Genomic DNA, 23,181 nt, shown 5'->3' with positions numbered 1-23,181 from the left:
TGCGGAGAGATAAAGGCGCTCGCGCTTAAAAATCCGCCCCGAGCGTCACGGCAAGGCCCGAAGCCGGTGCGGCCCGGCCCGCGATCCGCTCCCGCCATTCGATGCCGAGCCTGGCCGCCACGGGTTTGAGCGGCAGGCGGATCTGGAGCTCCGGTCCGATGTCCAGCCGTTCGACCTGCGGCTGCGCGCCGCCGGAGAGGCTGACGCCAAGCCTCAAGGGTGAATGGCTGATCGGTGAGAGCAACGATATCTTGCCGTCGACGAAAAAGTCGTTCGATCGGAAACCGACCATGCCGCCCTGGGCATAGGCTTCGACCTCCAGCGAGGGAGCGACCCGCACTGGCCCGAAACCGCCCACCGCCATCACGGCATTGGCGTCGCGCCCGCCCTTGCCCAGCGCAATCCGCCGCTCAGCCGCGAAGCTGATGGGGATGGTGCGCGCCGGCTGCCAGGCCAGACCCAGCGCGCCTTCGGGAGAGGCTGGATCGTTCAACGCGGTACTGGCCCGCGCATAAGCGGTCGCTCGGCTGGATGCGTGGGGGGTGAGGTCGAAATCGACGCGGACACCCGCTTGCGATCCGCCAAGCCGGCCTCCCGTCACGGCATCGGCCCGCGTGGCGCTGCCCTCGCGCCACAACAGCCAGGCGCTGCCGTGCCAACGGTCGACGACTGCGGGATGAGAGGACGCCAGGGGCAAAGCGGGAGCGGGATTGATCGCCGGAGCGGCTTCCATGGTCTTTTCCGCAGCTTGCGCGGCGGGCGTTGCTTCCTCGGCAACGGGGATGAAGGCAGATGTCATCCTCATCGTCCCGCCCGACCGGGGAGACGTCTGAAAAGCCATGAGTCGGGCGATGGGCGAAGGCCTCGGCCTTGATGGCGTGACGCTCCGCCAAGCCACCGGACCATCTTTGTCCGCTGAATCGGCCTCGTTCTTCGAATAGGCAGTGGAATGGAAAGCCCCGCCGCCGCTGCCCTCCATCGCGTCACTGAAGAGATAGGCTGCGGGACTGGCCAGGCGGATCGCGACCCAGCCAAGCATGACAAGGGTGAAGAAGCGGACTGGCCGCCCGCGCGCGGCATCGTTCATGCCGGGGATTCCAGATCGGGGAAGCGGTGCTGCGTCTTGTCCCATGTCAGTGGCTTGCCGATCAGCGATTGGAGATATTGGAAGACTGCGCGCCGGGCAGCCATCATCGCGATGATGTTGGCGATGAGGGTGCGCGGTATCGCTCCCAGCCCGAAGGCCCAGCCATAGTTCAGCCCTGAGAAGATGGCGCGCATCGCCATGCGCCAGGTCATGAAGCCGAAATTGACCCACAGCAGCGCTTCGATCACGCGTGAGGGTCTGGGCGCATGGAAGGTGCTGAAGAGGCTAGCTGCCAGCAGCGCGCCCCAAAGCAGCAGCGCCAGATAGGCCGTGAATAGAACGAAGGCGGAAAGGGCGGCGCCGCGATCCCGCATGCGCATCCACCATTCGGCGGGTCCGCCCTGCCAGCCCATGCGGTCCCATCCGGCGAGCGAAATGCCGACCATCCAACGCGCCTTCTGCTTGACGGCATCCTTCAGATTGTCGGGAAAATATTCCTTGGTCGCGACAAGATGCCCGTCGCTGTCGCGCATGCGGACGAACACGCCGCGCCCGCCCATATTGCTGATGCGCAGGCCGACCTCATAATCTTCGGTCAGCGATCCCGGATCAAACGGACCGCCATTGGCTGGATTCACCAGCCGCTCCAAAGTTTGCCGCTCGAATGCGCAGGCCACGCCTGCCGATGGCATGGAAGCGCCCATCGCTTCCCGCACCGTCAGAAACTTCCCATGACTTTCTGCGAATTCATCGCAATAATGATTGGTAATGGCTTTCGCCCACCAGCCGCCATGACCGGGCAGAGGCAGAACAGGCAGTTGGACGAGCTGAAACCTGTCCGTCATCACGTCGAACAGGCGGATTTCGTCGCGATGGACCACATCTTCCGCATCATGCAGCGCGACCGCCTTGAAACTGACGCCCGTGCGCGCTTCCTCCTGCAACATGGCGCGCCAGGCCACGTTCAGACAATCCGCCTTGGTGGTCGGCCCGTCCCGTTCGTTGATGCACAGGATGAGCCGCTCTTCCCCGGCAGCCAGAGGCGCGATGGCATCCAATGTCGCCTGATCATTGGGATAGACACCAACGAAGATGCGATAGTCGCAAGCCCCCCAATTGACGAGCGCATTGCGCAGCATCGGCCCGATCACATCGGCTTCCCGCCACGCCGGGATGAAAATGGCGATACGCCCCGGTTGCGAGGACGCGGGCAAGGTCGCGGTCGTCATGCGTTGATGGCGGGAATAGACGATCAGCCTGCGCCATAAGCGCCGGCTCAGGAAAACCAAGTCTATGATGAAATCGTCGATGCCGCTTATCGTCAGTGCCACCACCGCGAAAAGCAGAATTTCATGATGAACCCCCGCCAGAAAGGCGAAGACACTTTCCCCCACGGATTGCGCTCCCACTATCCCTGGGCGGCGGCTATGGCAGCAAATAATTGATTCTCAAATAGATATTCGTTTCGTTATCGTAATATTTATAAATTTGATCTGTCCGCAACATTTCTTAAAGGATGGCGCCGGGGAGTGCGTCGCCATGTTGAACCGTCCGCCCTCGGCGTTGCGTGATTTCTTGACCGGTGAAGCCGGCGGCGGTGTCCTGCTGATGCTGGCCGCGGCGATGGCTATGCTCTTCGCCAATCTGCCGGGAGCGGCTGGGAATTTCTATCACGTTCTGGTCCATGCCGAAATCGGTCCGGAATTGAAGTCCAGCCTTGGCCGCATGACCGTCCATTCATGGGTCAATGACGGTTTGATGGCGATTTTCTTTCTGCTGGTCGGTCTGGAGATCAAGCGGGAGATGATCGACGGAGGCCTTTCGACCTGGGAACGCAGGCGATTGCCGTTCGTCGCCGCGGCAGCGGGGATGGTTGTGCCGGCCTGTCTCTATCTCGTCTTCGTGGGGGGGCAGTCCCGGTTTTCCAGTGGCTGGGCCATTCCGGCGGCGACGGACATCGCTTTCGCCATCGGGGTTTTGGCGCTGCTCGGGCGGCGGGTGCCGGCCTCGCTCAAATTGATGCTGACGGCGATCGCGATCGTCGATGATATGGGCGCGGTCGCGATCATTGCATTGGTGTATACGCAGAGCATCGATCTTCCGGCTTTGGCGGGCGCCGCGGCAGCGCTTTTTCTGATGTTCGGGCTCAACCGTCTTGGGGTTCAGAAGCTCACGCCCTATCTGCTGGCTTTTGCGGCCCTATGGTATTTCATCTTGCTGTCGGGCGTGCATGCAACGGTGTCCGGCGTGCTGACGGCGATGTTCATTCCGATCAAGCCGACCCCCGGTGCGCCCGATGCCGCCGACAGCCCCCTGCATCGGCTCGAACATGCCGTGCACCCTTGGAGCGCCTATCTGATCGTGCCGCTTTTCGGCTTCGTGAATGCCGGCGTATCGCTTGACGGGGCGGCGTTCGCTGCGCTGCTCACGCCCTTGCCGCTGGGCGTGGCCGCCGGTCTGTTCCTGGGGAAGCAGATCGGCATTTTCGGCGGGATCTGGGCCGCTGATCGCTGGCGGCTTGCGGAACGGCCTGCCGGCGCGAGTTGGGTGCAGGTTTACGGTATGGCGCTTCTTTGCGGCATCGGCTTTACCATGAGCCTCTTCATCGGCGCCTTGGCATTCCCCGGCTCTCCCGCGCTTGTCGAGCAGGCGAAGATCGGCATTCTCGCCGGGTCGCTGCTGTCCGCCGTCGCGGGTTATCTTATTTTGCGAAGCGCAAGGCACTTTTGAAAGACGGGATTATCCGCTAGACTGCTCTGCCCATGCGTTGGATGGAATCGCACGGCGATCGGCCCGATGCTATCTTGCGCGTGCCGTAGAGCGACTCGCACTCGATGCGAACCCCAACCAATCTCTTTAAGCGATCAGGTAGGAGGGTGAAATATGAATGGGAAGATGGATGTCAACTATCTGCTGCACAGACAGCAAGTTGCACTGATCCGCGCGCAAATGAGCCGGTCGGCCAAAGGCCGGGAAGCCTATGAAGGCCTCGCGCGCGGCTATACCGATCAGATAGACGCCTACAGGCGCGAAAATGAAAGGCTGGTCGATCTGGCGCATTAGCGCGTTGGCGATCACCGCCGCTCGATCAGGCGTTGGATCGATAGGCGGTGCCTTTCGTCGTCGCTGCATTCCTTTTCCAGTACCGTCTTGATCCGCTCCAATTCCGCTTCCGTCAGATGCTCGATACCGATGAACTCGTTCCGCGCCGTCGATAGGGCGCGGATCAGTTCGTCCATCTTCGCCTGAATGGCGGAGCCGTCGCGATTTTGCGCATTCTGGATCAGGAAAACCATCAGAAATGTGACGATTGTCGTGCCGGTGTTGATGATGAGCTGCCAGGTATCGGAATAATGGAAGATCGGCCCGGTCACGATCCATCCCAGGATCACCAACATCGCCAGGATGAAGGCGGCGGGCTGGCCCGACCAGCTAGCGATTTTATGCGCAAAAGCTGTAAAAATCCTGTCCATCTCTATTTTCTCCGCAGGCGCGGCCCTATTTAGCCTCTGTTCAGCCCATGCTTGCCATGAAGGACCGATGACGACCATCCCTCTCCGTTCGCTGGCCTGCGGGCTCGGCGCTTCGCTCCTTCTTGCCTCCTGCGCGACGGTGTCGCCCGAATCGCGCCTGCGCGTCGGGCTGATAGATGCGGGAGTATCGCCCTCCATGGCCGGTTGCATGGCTGAACGGATGGCGGACCGCCTGAGCTTGACGCAGCTTCGCAGGCTTCAGTCCCTGGCCTCGCTTCGCAAGTCTCACATGGGCGACATGACGGTCGACCGCTTCCTCTACAAAGTCCGCGCGCTGGAGGACCCGGAGATTTTCGCCGTGACGAGCAAGGCGGCGCTCATCTGCGCCATCGACCGCTGATTTTGCAATAAATCGGCGCATCGCTTCGCAAAGGTTTTGCAATTTTGCAAAGTCGTTTTGCGAAATCTGCTGGCGTTGCCCGTTTGCCTGTGCTTAGCCGCTGGACATCAAGTTTCAGCGGAAAGGACGGGCGAGCCCCATGAACATCCACGAATATCAGGCGAAGGAATTGCTGGCGAAATATGGCGCGCCGATCGCCGCCGGCTACGCCGCCTTCTCCGTCGAAGAAGCCGTCGACGCCGCCAAGAAGCTGCCTGGGCCGCTCTATGTCGTGAAGTCGCAGATCCACGCCGGTGGCCGCGGCAAGGGCAAGTTCAAGGAATTGGCTCCCGAAGCCAAGGGCGGCGTTCGCCTGGCCTTCAACCTGGATGAGGTGAAGGCCCACGCCACCGACATGCTCGGCAATACGCTGGTCACTATCCAGACCGGTGAAGCGGGCAAGCAGGTCAACCGTCTCTATGTCACTGACGGCGCCGACATTGCGAAGGAATTCTACCTCGCTCTGCTGGTCGACCGCGCCAGCAGCCGGATCGCGCTCGTCGTGTCGACCGAAGGCGGCATGGACATTGAGGAAGTCGCTCATTCGACTCCCGAAAAGATTCACAGCTTCTCGGTCGATCCCGCGACCGGTTTTCAGCCGCACCATGGCCGTTCGGTCGCCGCTGCGCTGGGCCTGACCGGCGATCAGGCGAAGCAGGCCGCCAAGGTGGCCTCGTCGCTCTATGCCGCTTTCCTCGACACCGATGCCGAGCAGATCGAAGTCAATCCGCTGGCGCTGACCGAGCAGGGCAATCTGCTGGTGCTCGACGCCAAGGTCGGCTTCGACGGCAACGCCATGTTCCGCCACAAGGACATCGCCACACTGCGCGACCTGACGGAAGAAGATGCGGCGGAAGTCGAAGCTTCGGAATATGACCTCGCCTACATCAAGCTCGACGGGAATATCGGCTGCATGGTGAACGGCGCGGGCCTGGCCATGGCGACCATGGACATCATCAAGCTGAACGGCGAATTCCCTGCCAACTTCCTGGACGTCGGTGGCGGCGCTTCCAAGGAGAAGGTGACCGCGGCCTTCAAGATCATCCTGAAGGATCCGGCGGTGAAGGGCATTCTCGTCAACATCTTCGGTGGCATCATGAAATGCGACATCATTGCCGATGGCATCGTCGCCGCCGCCAAGGAAGTGAATTTGTCGGTTCCTCTGGTCGTGCGCCTGGAAGGTACGAACGTCCAGCAGGGCAAGGACATTCTCGCGGCTTCGGGCCTGGCTATCGTCCCGGCGGACGATCTGGGCGACGCAGCCAAGAAGATCGTGGCGGAAGTGAGGAAGGCAGCCTGACGCAGCTTTTCGCCTGAACCAGACACCAAAAGGGTGCGGGTGGTCCGGAAACGGACTGCCCGCGCCCGTGTTCGCGTTGGCGGACTTGGCGTGAATGAAGGAAGGATGTTGGAGATGAAGATCCTTGTGCCCGTGAAGCGGGTGATCGATTATAATGTGAAGCCGCGCGTGAAAGCGGATGGGACGGGCGTCGATCTGGCGAACGTCAAGATGAGCATGAACCCGTTTGACGAGATCGCGGTCGAGGAAGCCATTCGCCTGAAGGAAAAGGGCGTTGCGACCGAGATCATCGCGGTGTCGATCGGCGTTGCCAAGGCGCAGGAAACGCTGCGCACGGCGCTGGCTATGGGCGCGGACCGCGCGATCCTGATCCAGACCGACGATGAAGTCGAACCGCTGGGCGTGGCCAAGCTGCTCGCCAAGGTGCAGGAAGAAGAAGGCGCTGGCCTGATCATCCTGGGCAAGCAAGCGATCGATGACGACAGCAACCAGACCGGCCAGATGCTGGCGGCGCTGCTCGGTCTGCCGCAGGGCACTTTCGCCAGCAAGATCGAGGTCGAGGGTGACAAGGTCAGTGTGACTCGCGAAGTCGATGGCGGCCTGGAGACGGTGAAGCTCAACGTCCCGGCGATCGTCACCACCGACCTGCGGTTGAACGAGCCGCGCTATGCCTCGCTGCCCAACATCATGAAGGCGAAGAGCAAGCCGCTCGCGAACAAGACGCCCGCCGACTATGGCGTGGATATCTCGCCGCGTCTGGAGACGCTCAAGGTTGCCGAACCGCCCAAGCGTTCGGCTGGCGTGAAGGTGGCCGATGTCGATGAACTGGTCGCGAAGCTGAAAGCTCTGGGAGTTGCCGCATGAAGACGCTTGTGTGGGTTGAACATGAGGGCGGCGCCGTCAAGGACGCGACCCTTTCCGCCGTCACCGCTGCATCGAAGCTGGGTGAAGTGCATCTGCTGGTTGCCGGCGCAGGCGTCGGTGGTGTGGCTGAGGAAGCCGCGAAGATCGCGGGAGTGGGCAAGGTCCATGTTGCGGATGACGCTGCTTTCGGCCATGCGCTGCCCGAGAATGTCGCGCCGCTGATCGTCGAGCTGATGGGCCACCATGACGCATTTGTCGCGCCGGCCACCAGCAATGGCAAGAATATCGCGCCGCGTGTCGCCGCCCTGCTCGACGTGATGCAGATCAGCGACATTCTTTCGGTCGAGAGCGAAGACAGCTTCACCCGTCCGATCTATGCCGGCAACGCGATCGCGACCGTCAAGTCGAAGGACGCCAAGAAGGTCATCACCGTGCGCGGCACGGCTTTCGAGAAGGCGGCCCGTGAAGGTGGTTCGGGTGCGGTGGAAGCCGTGTCCTCGACCGGGGATAAGGGTATTTCCTCCTTCGTCGGCGCGGAGATCGCCAAGCTGGAGCGTCCGGAACTGACCTCGGCCAAGATCATCGTGTCGGGCGGCCGCGCGCTCAAGGACGGCGAGACGTTCGAGCAGGTCATCTTCCCGCTGGCGGACAAGCTCGGTGCGGCGGTCGGTGCGAGCCGCGCCGCTGTCGACGCAGGCTATGTGCCCAACGATTATCAGGTCGGGCAGACCGGCAAGATCGTGGCTCCCGAGGTGTACATCGCGGTCGGTATCTCCGGCGCGATTCAGCATCTGGCGGGGATGAAGGACTCAAAGACCATCATCGCCATCAACAAGGATGAGGATGCCCCGATCTTCCAGGTGGCCGACATCGGCCTGGTGGGGGATCTCTTCAAGATCGTGCCGGAGCTGGTCGAAAAGCTCTGAAAATCATTGCCCCATAATAGGGTGTGAAGAGGGCGCGGGCTTTGAGTCCGCGCCCTTTTTTGGTGTCCGCCTTATTCGCAGCGGACGTCGCTCTTGTCGATAGCTCGCCCCGCCAGCGCGCCGCCAGCGCCGCCCAGGATCGTGCCCAGCGTCTTGGAACCGCCCGGAGCGATGATGTTGCCCAATACGCCGCCCGCTATGGCGCCGACGATGGTGCCGGTGGTGCCGTCGTCGCGCTTGCAATAATAGCGGCCGTCATTGTCGCGGTAGATATAGTCATTGTCACCGATCGGGCGGCCGCTGGTGCGCTGGCCATAGGTGGGACGGTCGTAGCCATAACGGTTGCCGTCGCCATCGGAAACGCAGGCCGTCAACGGCAGTGCAAGCAGTGCGGCTGCCAATAGGGGGGGGCGCATGGTTCTTCTCTCCTCATTTTATCCCTGCTTTGGGATTAACCCGCCTGAGAACCAGAAGTTGCGCAAAATAGTCCGCCCGCCGCGGCCGCCCGAAAGGGGGAAGGGCAACCGGGCGGGCAGGGAAGCCAACGGCGAGAGGGTATTCGGCCGCTGGGAAATCATTCTGGCTGGCGTCAGGACACCAATGGCGCGCTGCGCGCGCTATGGGTCGCAGGGGACACGAGGTTCGGGTTGGCGTCCAGGGAGGTCTCGCCTTCGCGGCGTTTGTCGAGGTCGGTTCTGGCCTGGTTGTAGCGGGCCACGAGGTCGTCCTTGAACTCGGTCAGCTTGCCTTCGTCATAGAGTTTCTTGCCGACATAGCCGGCGATCGCGCCGAAGATCAGGGTGCGGATCATGGGATAGTCTCCTTGTTCCGGGTGGATTTGCAAGGATAACATCGCCTGTAAGGATCGGTTCCGGGGCCGTGCGGCAGAGCGAGCGGGGCAGTCGATGCAAGGAGCAGGGCGCGCAGGCGGCGCTGGTCCGATGGGATAAGGCGAGGAGCGGCGCGTTCAGATCGCGGCTGCGGCGGCCTCGCGGCGGGCGCGGCTGCGGTCGACGAATTCCTGCCGCTGCGCCATGATGATGAAGGCGGCTTCCGAACGGAGGCAGCGTTGACGAACATTGTCCAGGGTGGTGGCGTCGGCTTCGCTCCGGGCCTGACTGGCGAGGGCGCGGAAATCGGGATTGGCCATGAGACGCTCCTTGGAAAAGGGGCGGGCGCCATGCGAAACGGCGCCCGTCCTGTCAGCAGCGCATTATTCTGCGTGCTGGATATTCACCGCCGCCATCTTGCCGCGCTTGTCCTGCTCCAGATCATAGGAGACGCGGTCCTTTTCGCGCAGCGTGGCGAGGCCAGCGCGCTCGACGGCGGAGATGTGGACGAAGGCGTCCGGGCTGCCGTCATCGGGGGCGATGAAGCCATAGCCCTTGTCGGCGTTGAAGAATTTGACGGTTCCGACGATGCTCATTTGGGTAGTTTCCTTCTTTCACGCGGCGCGTCCAACGTGGACGGGCCGGTTGCTAGAGGGGCAGGGAAAGAAGGAGTTTGGTGCCGCAAAGCGCCGAAGACCGTCGATTTGCGACTGTAGCATCGGCGTATGTAAGCGCTTTGGGGCGAAATAGCAAATTTGGCCCAAAGCAAAGCCGCGCCGGGCAGCCATCATCCCGCGTCTTCCAGCGCGGCAAAGCCGAAAAAGACGTCGCGGGCGCGGGCGGCGGCATCCTGATAGGGGCGGCGCTGCTGCGCATCCCACGCGGCCAGCGCTTCTTCCTCCTGGGGGCTCAGGTCGCGCTCATAGGCGTCGATGTCGTAGATATCGTCGCTTTCATTGCCGTCGAAACCGGGCGGCGCGGGATAGTCGGTGCGCCAGCTTTCCCGATATTCGTCCCACCATATGCCGCGCAGCCGGGCGGCGGCCTCCTCCGGCGGGAGGGTCGCCCGTTCGACGGGCGATGCCGCCGAAATTGGGCGAAGTTCACACCGTTCATCGAGGGGGTCGGCTTTGCCGCGTTCGCTGAGGGCCATCCGCGCCGCGACGAACAGCGCGGCGGACGCGCCCGGCGACAGGGCGGTGGCGGCCTGTTCGATGGCGGGCGTATCGAGCATGGCGGCGTCTAGCGGCTCGGCCTCGTCCGTTTCGCGGGGCTGCGGTTCCGCGCCGGAGGGCGCCGCGTCGGTGCGGTCCGCCGCCTGCTCATCCGGGCAGATCAGGTCGAGATAGGCGGCGAAATCCTGCGCCACGACGCGGGCGAGCGCGGCGTCGCTGCCGTCGGGCGGGCTGTCCGCCATGCGATCCAGCCGCGCGAGCATCGACATGGCGAGCCGGTTGTCGTGGCGGTGGCGGGTGATTTTGTTGGCTTCCGCGTCTTTGCGGATCACTTCCTCGCTGCCGGTGAGGGCGCGGGCGAGCAGTTCATCGGCAAGGCGCGCGCGGGCGATGAGGATGGCCGCGTCCCAGCCGAGGCGAAAGGCCGCGCCGTCGCGGCGGATGCGCAGGGCATAGGCCGAGCGCGTGGAGATGAACGCGGCGTCGCAGGCCGCGCGTATGACGCCGGTGGCGGCGAGGGTTTCGAGGAAGTGGCGCTGGCGAGCGGGGCTCCAGCCGTCGGCGCGGATTTGCTGCGCGGGCGTGGGGAGGGGAGGGAATTGGCAGGTCATGGCAAAGCTCCTTTTTATGGGAGGGTTTGCCGGGGAGATACTATGGGGGAGGGTCTGTAGGACAGAACAAAATGGGAACGATTGGGGCGGGCGGTTTACCAGTTGCCCCCGGCGTCCTTGATGGCTTTGAGCAGCGCCTTCTTGCTGGCCGTGCGGCGGGTGCCGCTGTTGCGGGGCATGTCGGCGTCGGTGATGCCGAGTTCGGCGCGGCGGCGTGCGATCTTGCGCCCGAGTTCTTCGAGCGTGATCGGTTCAGGGGTTGAGGTCTTCGACGCCATAGTCGCCTGCCGTTTCGTAGCGGATGCGTCTTTCCATATAGCCCAGATCGAGGTCTTCGGACAGAGCGAAGAGGGTGCGGGCCTGATCCAGCATATCCTGCGCGGTGCCGGAGGCATATTGGCCCATGCGGTCAGCAATGATGTCTTCTGTCGCGATCACCTCGATAATGCCGCAGTTGCCAACGCGGATGGGACGGACCCGGTCGCGTTCCGCCTGTCCGTCGAGAAGAGTTGACGACACCACTTCGAAGCCGAGTTTTAAATCGGAGTGTATCCATCCGCGCGTCGCCATGCCGGGGCCGGAAGGGCGCACAAAGCCATGTTCGATAAGAATATCCTCGAAACTGGTCTGTGCGCCAGTTACGATGTCGAAGTCGCCAGTGTTGATGCTGCTCAGAGAATAGATTTCGACCGCTGCACCACCGACAAGGATAGGGCGTGAAAGGCTAGCTGCCGCCATTGCATCGCTGATGCGGGCGAACATTTCGAGCGCGGCCGTAAATTCGGGCCGGTAAGGATTCATAGTCGTCTCATTTAGACTGCCTATGTTTGGTAACCTTAAGCTGAACGCTTAGTCCTTTTTAATAAGAAAATTGGCAAGCCCCAAATAACCTTGATCTGGAGTTGATCGATCACGAGTCACATCAAAAAAAGCACGCAATTCTTTATCGCTAAAGTTCTTCAGCTTTTCCGTCACAATCAAACGAAATTCGTCTGAACTATCAGGCTCAAATTTAAGACCGAACTTATCTGCTAGAGAAGACAGCATTTTTCTTGAAGATGGGGAATTTTCTCTAATGCCTCTAATCAGATTGTCCCGTCTTTTTTTTAACAATGCATCCGTTTTCAGCGCAGGCTTTGTTTTCTGCCTGACCTTCGTAATTTCTGTTGAACTTTCATAAAGAATAGATAATTCTCGGAAAAATGTATCTGATCGTCTTTCCGTAAGAATGCCGAGAGCGGTTTTGATGTCACGTTCTGAGAATTTTTCTCGAAGCAACAAAAGCTCTAATATGAGCTGGCGAGCTTGTGTTGTCATAGTCCTATACTCTTCATGAACTCTGCGCCGAGAGCCTTAAACTCGTCGATCACCCACCAGCGTGCATAATCTGTCATAAATATGGGATCGCCGTCTCTCGCTCCTCGAGGGTATGAATCCGAATGCCGGAGTTCATTGGAAAATATCGGCCACCCATGCTGATTGGCAACGGCAATGACGTCGTTTCTGCCTGCGATATGCTCCGGTTTGACCTGTTGAGGGTCAGCGTCGGTGAAAACGATACCCGCAATATCTAAATGATGCTGCCCGTATGATGAATGGAAATCATTGATCGACCGCACTAGCAAAGGCAAACCGATTGCGGCCAAAAATTCTGGCTTCACAGGTATAAGAACGTATCGACTTGCTCGATAGGCAGCTACAGTCAAAATGGATTCAGTAGGTGCACAATCTATAATGATCAAATCATAATTTTCAGCGTGTTCTGCTAAAAATTTGGCAAGGAGATGATCCTTGGATGTAGGATTTTTCAACGTCCATGCGAGTTCGAGCCTAGACGGAATAAGATCAATCAGGCTCCCATCTTGCCATCTCTTTATTGGGGTGATCACGCTGCTAGCGGAAACAGGAGATGGCGCAGGATTTCCCAAAAATGCTGGTGTAAATTGCTCAAGTATATTGACTATTGTCGGTTTATTCTGCTTGATGTGGTCAAGGTATTTTTTTACCCCCATTAAATACTGACTGGCGTTCGCTTGGGGATCCAAGTCAACAACAAGAACTCTTTTATTTTGCGTGTGGCTCGCAAACCAAGCAAGGTTGAATGCAAGCGTAGTTTTGCCAACTCCGCCTTTCATGTTTATTAAAGAAACTACTACCGGCATAAATCCCCCTTTTGCCTTAAGTATATTTTTGAGTTTCCCGATCTACAAGAGGATATTACTCCGCCGCCACTGCCTCCATCCCCAACAACGGCGCGAGATAGCGCCCGGTAAAGCTTCGGGCGTTCTTCGCGACCTTTTCCGGCGTGCCTTCGGCCACTACTTCACCGCCCTTGACGCCGCCCTCTGGCCCCATGTCGATGATCCAGTCGGCGGTCTTGATGACGTCCAGATTATGCTCGATCACGACCACGCTGTTGCCCTGTTCGACCAGCGCGTGGAGGACTTCGAGCAGCTTGCGGACGTCCTCGAAGTGGAGGCCGGTGGTGGGTTCGTCCAAGATATAGAGCGTGTTGCCGGTGGCGCGGCGGGAGAGTTCCTTGGCGAGTTTGACGCGTTGGGCTTCGCCGCCGGACAGGGTGGTGGCCTGTTGGCCGACCTTGACATAGCCGAGGCCCACTTCGGCCAGCATCGCCATCTTGTCGCGGATGGGGGGGACGGCCTTGAAGAATTCCACCGCGTCCTCGACCGTCATGTCGAGTACGTCGGCGATGCTGTGGCCCTTGAACTTCACCTCCAGCGTCTCGCGATTGTAGCGGGCGCCGTGGCAGACGTCGCAGGTGACGTACACATCGGGGAGGAAGTGCATCTCGATCTTGATGAGGCCGTCGCCGGTGCAGGCTTCGCAGCGGCCGCCCTTGACGTTGAAGGAGAAACGGCCGGGCTTGTAGCCGCGGGCTTGGCTCTCCGGGAGGCCCGCGAACCAGTCGCGGATGTTGGTGAAGGCGCCGGTATAGGTCGCCGGGTTGGAGCGCGGGGTGCGGCCGATGGGCGACTGGTCGATGTCGATCACCTTGTCGCAATGTTCGAGGCCGGTGATCTTGTCATGCGGCCCCGCGACGATGCGGGCGCCGTTGAGGGCGCGGGCCGAGGCGGCGTAGAGGGTGTCGATGGTGAAGCTGGACTTGCCCGAGCCCGATACGCCGGTGATGCAGGTGAAGGTGCCGAGCGGGATGCTGGCGGTGACGCCTTGCAGATTGTTGGCGCGGGCGTTGTGGACGGTGAGTTTCTTGCCGGTGCCCTTGCGGCGCCTGGTCGGGACTTCGATGCGGCGGGTGCCGTTGAGATAATCGGCGGTCAGACTGTCGCGGTGGGCGAGCAGTTCGTTGAGGCTGCCCTGGGCCACGATCTCGCCGCCGTGGACGCCTGCGCCCGGCCCCATGTCGACGATATAGTCGGCGGTGCGGATCGCGTCCTCATCATGCTCCACGACGATGACGGTGTTGCCGAGGTCGCGCAGGCGTTTCAGGGTGATGAGCAGGCGGTCATTGTCGCGCTGGTGCAGGCCGATCGACGGTTCGTCGAGGACGTAGAGGACGCCCGAGAGGCCGCTGCCGATTTGCGACGCGAGGCGGATGCGCTGGGACTCGCCGCCGGACAGGGTGCCGCTGGTGCGGTCGAGGTTGAGGTAATCCAGGCCGACATTGTTGAGGAAGCCGAGGCGCTCCACGATTTCCTTGAGGATGGCCTTGGCGATCTGGTTCTGCTGGTCGTTGAGGTGGGTGGGGAGGGTCTGGAAGAAGCGCAGGGCGTCGACCACGGAGCGGCGGGTGGACAGGGAGATGTCTTCCCCGGCGATCTTGACGGCGCGGGCTTCGGGCTTGAGGCGGGCGCCGTCGCATGTCTCGCACGGCATGGCGGTCTGATATTTGCTCAGTTCCTCGCGCATCCAGGCGGATTCGGTCTGGAGCAGGCGGCGGTTCAAGTTGCCGATTACGCCTTCGAAGGGTTTCTTGACCTCATAGCTTTTCTTGCCGTCGACGAAGCGCAGGGTGACGGGTTTGCCTGCGGTGCCGTGGAGGATGATGATTTTCACCTCTGCGGGGAGGTCTTGCCATGGGGTTTCGAGGGAGAAGCCGAATTCTTTGGCGAGGCTGCCCAGGACTTGCATATAATAGGGGCTGGGCGGGTTGGACTTGGCCCAGGGGACGATGGCGCCTTTTTTCAAGGACAGGGCTTCGTTGGGGACGACCAGTTCGGGGTCGAATAACTGCCGTTCGCCGAGGCCATCGCAGGCGGGGCAGGCGCCTTGCGGGGCGTTGAAGGAGAAGAGGCGGGGCTCGATCTCCGATATGGTGAAGCCGCTGACGGGGCAGGCGAATTTCTCGCTGAAGACGATGCGGTTGGCGGGGATTTCGGCGTTTTTCATTTTGCCGGCGGTTGCGCTTTGCCCACCCCCGGCCCCTCCCGCCTGCGGGAGGGGAGAGGTGAGGTCGGCTACGGTGCCGTCCGCCAGGTCGACATAGGCCAGGCCATCCGCCAGTTTCAGGGCTTGTTCGAAGCTGTCCGCGAGGCGGGTGGACATGTCGTCCGTGACGGCGAGGCGGTCGACGACAACTTCGATGTCATGCTTATATTTCTTGTCGAGGGCGGGGGCGTCCTCGATCGCGTAGAGTTCGCCGTCGATGCGGACGCGGGTGAAGCCTGCCTTTTGCCACTCCGCCAGTTCCTTGCGATATTCGCCTTTGCGGCCGCGCACCACGGGGGCGAGGAGGTAGAAGCGGGTGCCTTCGGGGAGCTGCATCACGCGGTCGACCATCTGGCTGACCGTCTGGGCGCTGATGGGGAGGCCGGTCGCGGGCGAATAGGGGATGCCGACGCGCGCCCAGAGGAGGCGCATATAGTCGTAGATTTCCGTGACCGTCGCCACCGTCGAGCGGGGGTTGCGGCTGGTCGTCTTCTGCTCGATGGAGATGGCGGGGGAGAGCCCCTCAATATGCTCGACATCGGGCTTCTGCATCATCTCCAGAAACTGGCGGGCATAGGCGGAGAGGGACTCCACATAGCGGCGCTGACCCTCGGCATAGATGGTGTCGAAGGCGAGCGAGGATTTGCCCGAGCCGGAGAGGCCCGTGATCACGATCAGGCTGTCGCGGGGGAGGTCGACGTCGACGCCCTTGAGGTTGTGCTCGCGCGCGCCGCGCACGGAAATAGTGGTGAGACTCATGGGCGTGTTGTTCCAGATTTGTTCTTTGAGGGCAAGGCCCGGTCGGGCGCAAGATAGGGTCTGCGCGGTGAAAGGAAAAGGCGGCGGCTTTTCTCCGGCGGGTGGCTGGGTTAGGGCTGGGGGATGAGCGGGATTTCGGTTCGGATGCGGTGTGGGGCGCTGGTCGCCGCGGTGGCGCTGGCGGCCTGTGGCGGGGGCGTCAAATACCGGCCGGTGAGCGACCTGCCGGTGCGCGTGGGGAAGCCTTATAGCGTGCGGGGCGTGACCTATGTGCCTGCCGCCGATCCGCGCTACGACTATCTGGGCTATGCGAGCTGGTACGGGCATGAGTCCGGCAGCCAGACGGCCAATGGCGAACGCTTCGTTCCCAAGGCGGTGACGGCGGCGCATACGACCTTGCCCCTGCCGAGCTATGTCGAGGTGACGTCGCTGGAGACGGGGCGGACCATATTGGTGCGGGTGAACGATCGCGGACCGTTTGCCGGGCGGGGGCGGATCATCGACCTGTCGCGGGGCGCGGCGGAGCAGTTGGGGATCAGGGCCACCGGGCACGCGCCGGTCCGGGTGCGGGTGGTGGAGCCGCCGGAGAAGGACCGCAGGAAGCTGCGCGAGGGGAAGGAGGCGCCCGAGCGGCCGACGGTCGACGACCGGGCATTGGCCAATTTGCGGGCGCAGCTTGACGCGCAGGGACGCTGATGTCGTTCGTGGAAGCCTGTCGTCGGTTCATCCCCGATGGATGCTGCCGGGCGGGACGGGTCGACGGATCATCGAATGGGAAAAACGGTCGTTCGGCACTGGCGCTATGATGATGATCGACACAGCGATGACCCGGTACGGATCGGCCGGTGCGAGGTCGTCTCGCTGGTAACAGTTTGAAAGAGATCCCGGAGAGCCCGACAGCTTCCTGGATGCACCCCCGGCCTTTCCCTTGCGCCGGGGGTGCTTTTTTATATGCGCCGCTTGTTAAACATTTGTAATTTTACGCTAGGGAAAGCTTGTTTTTTTGGTGTAAAATTGTCGTTCGTCCAAGCCAGACTGCATTTGGTCGACAAGGGCGTCGTTGGCAGACCGGGCTAGGTGCCGGTCGAAAGCGAAAAGCGGTGCATTGGCAATCATCCTAAACAGGCTGGGCGAAGACAGAGACGATGAACTGTTCGAGGCCTTTCTCTTCTCTTCGCTTGAGGCCCGCCCCGAATTTCGCGCGAGCGGGCCGGTAAAAGCATAGCGTTGAGGAGACATTGCCATGACCGCCATCAAGTTCGCCGCCGCCCTTGCCACCATAGCCGCCCTGGGCGTCGCCGGCACCGCGTCCGCCATCGAATTCGAGTCCAACGGGAAGAGCGTCGAGGTCAGCTATCATGATCTGGACCTGTCGAAGAAGAGCGACCAGCGCATCCTGAACGTCCGGATCAAGCGCGCCGCCGCAAAGGTCTGCCCGACCAGCGACGCCACCGCCGCGATCGCGAAGTGCCAGCAGGTCGCCGCCGCGCATGTCCGCAATTCGGTGGAACTGGCGGTCGCCAAGGCGCAGAGCGGCGAGCGTTTTGCCGATATGGGCAAGGAAAAGCCGGTCGGCGCCGGGAACTGAATTTCCTGGATTGGTTTTGGAAAAAAGGCCCGGTTTCCCGGGCCTTTTTTCTTGGGAAAAGAAATGCGAAGTCACCGCCCCGCCATGGCCCGGGCGTTGGCGAGATAGGTGCGGCCGATGCGGATTTCCGTATCGTCGGCCAGACAGGCGGACCAGACGCCGCTGCCGTCGTGGCGCAGCCGGGCGATATGGTCGCGGCGCACGATATGCGATCGGTGCAGGCGGACGAATTGCTGCGGGTCGAGCCGGTTTTCCAGCGAACTGATCGTCTGGTGCAGGAGATAGCTGTTGGCTCCCACATGCAGGCGCATATAGTCGCGTTCCGCCTCGATCCGATCGATCTGGGCGGCGCCGATGCGGATCAGTTCGGAGCGGTGCGGCACCCAGAATTCCTCGGCCCATTCCGGTTCGTCCTCCGCGCTGGTGGCGGGGGAAGGCGCGGCGCGGTTGCCCAGGGCTTGCTCGACCCGGTCGATCGCGCGGGACAGGCGTTCGTGGGCGACCGGCTTTAACAGATAGTCCACGGCGGCGAGGTCGAAGGCCTCCACCGCGAACCCCTCGAACGCGGTGACGAAGATCACCGCCGGGCAGATGCCCATGCGGGAGGTGGCTCGCGCCACGCCGATGCCGTCGAGCAGCGGCATGGCGATGTCGAGCATCACCAGATCCGGCTCCAGCCCCTCGATCAGGCGCAGCGCGGCCTCGCCGTCGCTTGCGGTGCCGACCAGGGCGATGCGCGGTTCACGGGCGCACAGCATCTGGAGGCGTTCGACCGCCAAAGGTTCATCGTCGACGATCAGCGTCCTGATGGTCATTCAGATACTCCGGCGGATGATGGGAAGGGTGAGGTCTACGACAAAGCCGCCGCCGGGACGCGGGCCATAGTCGATCCGGCCCAGTGCGCCGAAGCGGGCGGTCAGGCGATCGCGCACATTGGCGAGGCCGATGCCGCTGCCCGCATCGGCTTCGCTCGGCGGCTTGTCGCCATTGTCGTTGACGCTGAGGTGGAGCATGCCGTCCTCTTCCCGCGCTGCGATGGTGATGGTGACGGGGCTGGACGTGCGCGACACGCCATATTTGATCGCATTTTCGACCAGAGGCTGCAGGATCAGGCCGGGCACGCAGGCGGTGAGAAGCCCGTCCGGAACCTGGATGCTGGTGGAGAGGCGATCGGGGAAGCGGACCGCCTCGATATCCAGATAGAGTTTCTGGAGGTGCACTTCCTCCTCCAGGGACACATCCTCCAGCGGGTCGCCGGTCAGGCTGGTGCGATAGAAATTGGAGAGGGAGAGGATCATCTGTTCCGCCTCGTCGCGCCGGTCCTTCATGACGAGGGAGGAGAGCGAATTCAGCGTGTTGAACAGGAAATGCGGGTTCACCTGATAGCGCAGGGAGCGCAGTTCAGCCTGTTGCGCGGCCTGTTCCAGCCGGACGGCGCGGCGTTCGGTGCGGTGGGCTTCGCTGGCGTAGGAAAGGGCGAGATACAGACCGGCCCAGGCGGCGAGGAAGAAATAGCGGCTGATCGCGTCTTCCACGATCTGCATCAGGGCGAAACCCTGTTCGCTGGCATATTTCTGATAGTCAGGATCGGGGAAGAGGGATGCCGGATCGTAGATGTTGAAGACATAGAAATTGGCCGCCGCCGTCGCCAGCGCGAAGGGCGCGGCCAGGGTGAAGGCGGCGATGATGCGGGTCGTCAGCGGCTGGCGGTCGAAGCGGCGCAGGCAGAGATAGAGAACCCAGGTGACGACGATGCCGATCACCGTCACCACGGCGCGGCGGGCGGCCATGGCCCCCTGCGCCTCGAACCCCATGACCGAAGCGCGCAGCGTCACCAGCACCGCGTAGAAGAACCAGAAACCCAGTATCGAATAAAGTGCGGCCGTCGGCGGCACGCCCGGCTCGCCGTCTTCATTTTTTATGATCATGAGGAAAAGTCTAGGCCAAGGCGCGCATGCTGTCGCCCCTTGGCGGCGAAGCTGGTCGAAGGGTTCCATGCGTTGGTCGATCAAGGAGAGTGGGGTCGATCAAGGAGAGCGGGGTCGATGAGCGGAACCGCTTGTCGATGCCGCCCGTTGATCCGGAGAGGCGCCGCTTGCGCCGATAAGGAGAGAGTGATGAGCGACAAGACGGATATTCGTCCCAACAGCCGCGAGGAAGCGGGCGACAAGCGCCCGACCGATGCGCAGGACCATGCCGTGACCCAGGAAGAAAAGCTGGACGAGGGGTTGAAGGACAGCATGGATGCGTCCGATCCCCCCTCCGCCACCGCGCCGGGCGATCATGGCGATCCGGTGCCGTCTTCGGGCTTTCCTGAGGGGAAGGATAGGAAGGACGAGCGATAGACGGCCAGTCATGGACGGCCAGTCATAGACGGGTTGCGAAATCGTGATATGATCGGTTGGGAAGGCGGCGGCGACGCTGCTTTTCGCAGGTGAGAGGAGCTACTTCATATGCCGACTTCCGCCACTCCCGCGATCGAACGCATTGCCCGCGTGCTGGCCGGGCGCCAGCTCAGCCTGAATGGCGGGGGCAGCGATCCGCATGCGGCGAGCGCAGTCGATGCCAGTTGGCACAATCATGTCGACGATGCCTATGCGATCCTGCACACGCTGCGCGAACCCGATGCGCAAATGGCGCAAGCGGGCGACGTGGCGGTGTGGCGCAGCATGATCGGCGCGGTGCTGGAGCGCAGGGCCGGCTGATCCGGGCCGATCAGGCAAGCAGCGCATTGGCCTGCGGGGGCCGCCATGTCATAATGGCGGCATGAGTGGGCCGGCGCTGAAGATCAAGATACAGATTTATTGTGGCGGGGAGATCGCCATGGGTCCGGGCAAGGCCGACCTGCTGGACGCCATTGCCAGCGAGGGGTCGATCTCCGCTGCCGGGCGCAAGTTGCGGATGAGCTATCGGCGGTGCTGGATGCTGGTGGACGTGATGAACCGTTGTTGGGTCATGCCGCTGGTCGCGACATCGAGCGAGGGGGCGCGGCTGACCGATTATGGCGCCGGGATATTGGCGCGCTATCGGGCGATGCAGGCGGCAGCGACGGGCGTGGCGGATGCGGCGCACTGGCCCGATCTGGCGGCGGAGGTGCGGCTGGAGCCGCTGCCGGTGCAGGGGTGAGCGGGGAATAATGTCTTTGATGGAGTGATGCTGCCTGTGCCTGCGCGGGACCATGCGGCGCCGTTCGATATATACGAATATATATAGCGAATCATTTGCGATCCCTATAGGAGCCTGCCCCATCATAGAGGGGGGCATCATGAAATTCGGTTCGCAGGGGGTTTTGGCGGCTGTTCTGGCTTCGGTGGCGGTTCCGGCGGTCGCGTCGGCGCAGACGCCTGAGATGGAGGGGGCGGCGGATGTCGTCATCGTCACCGCGAGGCTGCGGGAGGAAGACCCGCAGCAGGTGCCCGCTTCGCTGAGCGTCGTCGGCGGCGAGGAGTTGACGCGGACCTATACGGTCAACACCAACCAGTTGAGCCAGTTGGTGCCCGCGCTCAACTATAGCTCGGCCAATCCGCGCAACACCGCCTTCACCATTCGCGGCCTGGGGTCGAGCGTGGTGGCGGTGAGTCAGGCCAATGACGGGCTGGAGCCGGGCGTGGGCTTCTATGTCGACGGGGTCTATCATGCGCGGCCTGCCACGGCGGCGTTCGACTTTGCCGATGTCGAGCGGATCGAGGTGCTGCGCGGGCCGCAGGGCACCTTGTTCGGGAAGAACAGCGTGGCGGGCGCGATCAGCATCGTCACGAAGAAGCCGGGCTTCGATTTCGGGGCGGAGGCGGAGCTTTCCTATGGAAGCCGCGATTTCGTGCAGGCCAAGGCGGCGGTGACGGGGCCGGTTGCGGGCGATGTGCTGGCCTTCCGGCTGTCGGGGTCGGTAACGCGGCAGGATGGCTATATCTGGAATGTGGCGCAGGGCGAGCGTCAGAATGATATCCGCAATGACGCCATTCGCGGGCAGTTGCTGTTCCAGCCTTCGCCGGACTTTTCGTTGCGGCTGATCGGGGATTGGGCGAATTTTCGGAATGATTGCTGCGCGCAGCTTTTCGTGCGGGTGGCGCCGACCTTGAAGCCCGCCGCGCAGCGCTATGCTTCGCTGGCGGCCAATGCGCCGGGTGGGCCTTATGCGCCGCCGAGTTTCAATCCCTATGACCGGGTGACGAGTAATGACGCGCCCTTGGGCGTGGATACCGATGAGGGCGGGGTGTCCGCGACCGCCGACTGGAAGTTGGGCGGGACGACGCTGACCTCGATCAGCGCGTGGCGTTTCTGGAACTGGGATGCGGCGAACGATCGCGACTATACCGGGCTGCACATCCAGACGACGCAGCATATTCCCTCGCGGCAGGACCAGTTCAGCCAGGAGTTCCGGATCGGGTCCAATGTGCCGGGACCACTCGAATATGTGGCGGGGCTCTATTATTTCCACCAGAAGATCACCGGGCGGCCGATCAGCATTTATGGGCCGCTGGCGACTTATTGGTTGCTGCCAGCGAGTGCGACGCGGACGTCGGCGCTGCTTGATGGTTATCAGACCGATGGGCGGACCGATTTCCGCAGCGAAAGCTACGGCATTTTCGGGGAAGTGACCTGGCGGCCGGTGGAGCGGTTCGCGGTGACGGGTGGGTTGCGCTATACCTATGAGGAGAAGGACGGCGTCTATGACGTGCGGACCTTTGGCGGGGTGGCGCCGACGGCGGCGTTGCAGGCGGACCAGCAATCCATCCTGCGGGCGCAGAGTTACAGCGCGCATGATGGCGATGGCAGCGCGTCGGGACGGGTGAATGTCGCCTATGATCTGATGGAGGGGATCATGGGCTATGTCGGCTTCGCCAAGGGGCAGAAGTCGGGCGGGATCAACATGTCGGGTCTGCCGGTCAATGCCTCCAACCAGGCGGTGCTGACCACCGCCGTCGTCCGGCCGGAGACGAACACCACCTGGGAGGCGGGGTTCAAGACGCGGCTGTTCGATGATGCGCTGACCTTCAATATCGATGCCTATCATATCGACGTGACGGATTTTCAGGCCAATGTGGTCGACAGTTCGGCCACGGTGGCGCTGCGCAGCTATCTGGCCAACATTCCCAAGGTGAGGGTGAAGGGCATCGAGTTCGACGCGGCGGCGCGAATCGGATCACGGCTGGTGCTGCGGGCTTTGGGTGCCTATTCGGACGGCAAATATGTGCGCTATCCCAAGAGCCCTTGTCCGATCGAGCGGACCGGCACGGGCACGGCGCAGTGCGATCTTTCGGGGCAGCGGATGCCGGGCCTGCCGAAATGGGTCGGATCGGCGGGTGGCGAATATCATGTGCCGCTGGCGATCGGAGCGCGGGAGGGCGAGTTGTTCCTGCGCGGGGATGCGGTGACGCGGACCCGGCTTTTGGGGGATGCCACCGGATCGGCCTATACCGTCATCAAGGGCTATACGCTGGTCAATGGCAGCATCGGTTATCGGTCGCCGCGATGGGAAGTGGCGGTGTTCGCGCGCAATCTGTTCGACAAGGATTATATGCAGAATCTGACGGTGCAGGCCGGGAATAGCGGGTTGATCGTCGGGACACCCAGCGAGCCGCGCACGGTGGGCGTGACGCTGCGGACGAAATGGGGCGGGTGACCGCTTCGTTACTCGATTGGGCGCATTCACAAAAATTACATGTTGCGCTGCACAAAGAAAAATGATTCCCTGTGCTTGTCGGCAGAACCGGCGCTTAAG

General features: G+C 62.1%; 27 protein-coding genes. 12 read left to right on the top strand and 15 right to left on the bottom strand.

Annotated elements, in window-relative coordinates; all coding sequences use genetic code 11:
- Window positions 1-25 precede the first annotated feature (25 nt).
- Both VVT58_RS08550 and VVT58_RS08545 read right to left on the bottom strand, forming a co-directional pair.
- Window positions 26-1,087, bottom strand: coding sequence for a hypothetical protein (locus VVT58_RS08550; protein WP_327753384.1), 1,062 nt, complete (start codon window positions 1,085-1,087; stop codon window positions 26-28).
- Window positions 1,084-2,481 (bottom strand): glycosyl transferase family protein, encoded by a 1,398-nt coding sequence (locus VVT58_RS08545; protein ID WP_327753385.1) that lies wholly within the window; start codon window positions 2,479-2,481, stop codon window positions 1,084-1,086. Before VVT58_RS08545 ends, VVT58_RS08550 begins: the two co-directional genes overlap by 4 nt.
- Window positions 2,482-2,626: 145 nt before the next feature.
- On the opposite strand from VVT58_RS08545, the gene nhaA reads away from it, so the two are divergent.
- Complete coding sequence (gene nhaA, locus VVT58_RS08540; protein ID WP_327753386.1) at window positions 2,627-3,817, top strand: Na+/H+ antiporter NhaA; 1,191 nt, start codon at window positions 2,627-2,629, stop codon at window positions 3,815-3,817.
- Between the two features lie 153 nt (window positions 3,818-3,970).
- Window positions 3,971-4,150 (top strand): hypothetical protein, encoded by a 180-nt coding sequence (locus tag VVT58_RS08535; protein WP_066555539.1) that lies wholly within the window; start codon window positions 3,971-3,973, stop codon window positions 4,148-4,150.
- An 11-nt stretch (window positions 4,151-4,161) separates the two neighbouring features.
- Here VVT58_RS08535 and VVT58_RS08530 read toward each other — a convergent pair whose 3' ends face one another.
- Entirely contained in the window at window positions 4,162-4,560 is a 399-nt protein-coding gene (locus VVT58_RS08530) for a low affinity iron permease family protein (RefSeq protein ID WP_066555540.1), read from the bottom strand.
- Between the two features lie 67 nt (window positions 4,561-4,627).
- On the opposite strand from VVT58_RS08530, the gene VVT58_RS08525 reads away from it, so the two are divergent.
- The 4 genes from VVT58_RS08525 to VVT58_RS08510 all read left to right on the top strand — a co-directional run bounded on the left by VVT58_RS08525 (window position 4,628) and on the right by VVT58_RS08510 (window position 8,089).
- Window positions 4,628-4,960: a hypothetical protein gene (locus VVT58_RS08525; protein WP_327753387.1), complete on the top strand. Its 333-nt coding sequence runs from the start codon at window positions 4,628-4,630 to the stop codon at window positions 4,958-4,960.
- A 139-nt stretch (window positions 4,961-5,099) separates the two neighbouring features.
- Complete coding sequence (gene sucC, locus VVT58_RS08520) at window positions 5,100-6,299, top strand: ADP-forming succinate--CoA ligase subunit beta (RefSeq protein ID WP_327753388.1); 1,200 nt, start codon at window positions 5,100-5,102, stop codon at window positions 6,297-6,299.
- Window positions 6,300-6,413: 114 nt separating this feature from the next.
- Window positions 6,414-7,163, top strand: a complete 750-nt coding sequence (locus VVT58_RS08515) for an electron transfer flavoprotein subunit beta/FixA family protein (protein ID WP_066561473.1) — start codon at window positions 6,414-6,416, stop codon at window positions 7,161-7,163.
- Window positions 7,160-8,089, top strand: a complete 930-nt coding sequence (locus VVT58_RS08510; RefSeq protein ID WP_327753389.1) for an FAD-binding protein — start codon at window positions 7,160-7,162, stop codon at window positions 8,087-8,089. Before VVT58_RS08515 ends, VVT58_RS08510 begins: the two co-directional genes overlap by 4 nt.
- Before the next feature lie 71 nt (window positions 8,090-8,160).
- Here VVT58_RS08510 and VVT58_RS08505 read toward each other — a convergent pair whose 3' ends face one another.
- From VVT58_RS08505 to uvrA, 10 genes are all read right to left on the bottom strand, one after another.
- The gene (locus tag VVT58_RS08505; RefSeq protein ID WP_327753390.1) at window positions 8,161-8,505 is read right to left on the bottom strand and encodes a glycine zipper 2TM domain-containing protein; all 345 of its coding nucleotides are present in this window, start codon (window positions 8,503-8,505) and stop codon (window positions 8,161-8,163) included.
- 173 nt (window positions 8,506-8,678) lie between these two features.
- Window positions 8,679-8,900, bottom strand: coding sequence for a hypothetical protein (locus VVT58_RS08500; protein ID WP_087576311.1), 222 nt, complete (start codon window positions 8,898-8,900; stop codon window positions 8,679-8,681).
- A gap of 156 nt (window positions 8,901-9,056) precedes the next feature.
- On the bottom strand, window positions 9,057-9,239 hold the full coding sequence (locus VVT58_RS08495) for a hypothetical protein (RefSeq protein WP_066555553.1): 183 nt from the start codon (window positions 9,237-9,239) through the stop codon (window positions 9,057-9,059).
- 63 nt (window positions 9,240-9,302) lie between these two features.
- A complete protein-coding gene (locus tag VVT58_RS08490) occupies window positions 9,303-9,515 on the bottom strand; it encodes a cold-shock protein (RefSeq protein ID WP_066555555.1) in 213 nt (70 codons plus the stop codon).
- A 191-nt stretch (window positions 9,516-9,706) separates the two neighbouring features.
- Window positions 9,707-10,705 carry a hypothetical protein gene (locus VVT58_RS08485; protein WP_327753391.1) on the bottom strand — a complete coding sequence of 333 codons (999 nt, stop codon included), beginning with the start codon at window positions 10,703-10,705 and terminating at the stop codon, window positions 9,707-9,709.
- Between the two features lie 95 nt (window positions 10,706-10,800).
- Window positions 10,801-10,983, bottom strand: coding sequence for a hypothetical protein (locus tag VVT58_RS08480; RefSeq protein WP_327753392.1), 183 nt, complete (start codon window positions 10,981-10,983; stop codon window positions 10,801-10,803).
- The gene (locus tag VVT58_RS08475) at window positions 10,958-11,506 is read right to left on the bottom strand and encodes a hypothetical protein (protein WP_351999957.1); all 549 of its coding nucleotides are present in this window, start codon (window positions 11,504-11,506) and stop codon (window positions 10,958-10,960) included. The genes VVT58_RS08480 and VVT58_RS08475 overlap by 26 nt, the downstream gene beginning before the upstream one ends.
- 48 nt (window positions 11,507-11,554) lie before the next feature.
- Complete coding sequence (locus tag VVT58_RS08470) at window positions 11,555-12,022, bottom strand: hypothetical protein (protein WP_327753394.1); 468 nt, start codon at window positions 12,020-12,022, stop codon at window positions 11,555-11,557.
- The gene (locus tag VVT58_RS08465) at window positions 12,019-12,867 is read right to left on the bottom strand and encodes a ParA family protein (RefSeq protein WP_327753395.1); all 849 of its coding nucleotides are present in this window, start codon (window positions 12,865-12,867) and stop codon (window positions 12,019-12,021) included. Before VVT58_RS08465 ends, VVT58_RS08470 begins: the two co-directional genes overlap by 4 nt.
- A 55-nt stretch (window positions 12,868-12,922) precedes the next feature.
- Window positions 12,923-15,871, bottom strand: a complete 2,949-nt coding sequence (uvrA, locus tag VVT58_RS08460; RefSeq protein WP_327753396.1) for an excinuclease ABC subunit UvrA — start codon at window positions 15,869-15,871, stop codon at window positions 12,923-12,925.
- Window positions 15,872-15,994: 123 nt separating this feature from the next.
- On the opposite strand from uvrA, the gene VVT58_RS08455 reads away from it, so the two are divergent.
- On the top strand, window positions 15,995-16,567 hold the full coding sequence (locus VVT58_RS08455) for a septal ring lytic transglycosylase RlpA family protein (protein ID WP_327753397.1): 573 nt from the start codon (window positions 15,995-15,997) through the stop codon (window positions 16,565-16,567).
- Between the two features lie 547 nt (window positions 16,568-17,114).
- Window positions 17,115-17,459: a UrcA family protein gene (locus VVT58_RS08450; RefSeq protein ID WP_066555562.1), complete on the top strand. Its 345-nt coding sequence runs from the start codon at window positions 17,115-17,117 to the stop codon at window positions 17,457-17,459.
- A gap of 71 nt (window positions 17,460-17,530) precedes the next feature.
- Here VVT58_RS08450 and VVT58_RS08445 read toward each other — a convergent pair whose 3' ends face one another.
- Together VVT58_RS08445 and VVT58_RS08440 are read right to left on the bottom strand one after the other, a co-directional pair.
- Window positions 17,531-18,274: a LytTR family DNA-binding domain-containing protein gene (locus VVT58_RS08445; protein WP_327753398.1), complete on the bottom strand. Its 744-nt coding sequence runs from the start codon at window positions 18,272-18,274 to the stop codon at window positions 17,531-17,533.
- Window positions 18,275-19,387, bottom strand: coding sequence for a histidine kinase (locus VVT58_RS08440; protein ID WP_327753399.1), 1,113 nt, complete (start codon window positions 19,385-19,387; stop codon window positions 18,275-18,277).
- A 189-nt stretch (window positions 19,388-19,576) separates the two neighbouring features.
- On the opposite strand from VVT58_RS08440, the gene VVT58_RS08435 reads away from it, so the two are divergent.
- The 4 genes from VVT58_RS08435 to VVT58_RS08420 all read left to right on the top strand — a co-directional run bounded on the left by VVT58_RS08435 (window position 19,577) and on the right by VVT58_RS08420 (window position 23,082).
- Window positions 19,577-19,804 (top strand): hypothetical protein, encoded by a 228-nt coding sequence (locus tag VVT58_RS08435; RefSeq protein WP_327753400.1) that lies wholly within the window; start codon window positions 19,577-19,579, stop codon window positions 19,802-19,804.
- Between the two features lie 108 nt (window positions 19,805-19,912).
- Window positions 19,913-20,164 carry a hypothetical protein gene (locus tag VVT58_RS08430; protein ID WP_066555568.1) on the top strand — a complete coding sequence of 84 codons (252 nt, stop codon included), beginning with the start codon at window positions 19,913-19,915 and terminating at the stop codon, window positions 20,162-20,164.
- Window positions 20,165-20,225: 61 nt separating this feature from the next.
- Window positions 20,226-20,585, top strand: coding sequence for a LysR family transcriptional regulator (locus VVT58_RS08425; RefSeq protein ID WP_327753403.1), 360 nt, complete (start codon window positions 20,226-20,228; stop codon window positions 20,583-20,585).
- A gap of 139 nt (window positions 20,586-20,724) precedes the next feature.
- On the top strand, window positions 20,725-23,082 hold the full coding sequence (locus VVT58_RS08420) for a TonB-dependent receptor (protein ID WP_327753404.1): 2,358 nt from the start codon (window positions 20,725-20,727) through the stop codon (window positions 23,080-23,082).
- Window positions 23,083-23,181: the final 99 nt, after the last annotated feature.

It is taken from the genome of Sphingobium sp. SJ10-10, assembly GCF_036038995.2.
In the GTDB taxonomy this organism is placed as follows: Bacteria; Pseudomonadota; Alphaproteobacteria; order Sphingomonadales; family Sphingomonadaceae; genus Sphingobium.
This window is presented reverse-complemented; position numbering and strand designations above follow the sequence as displayed.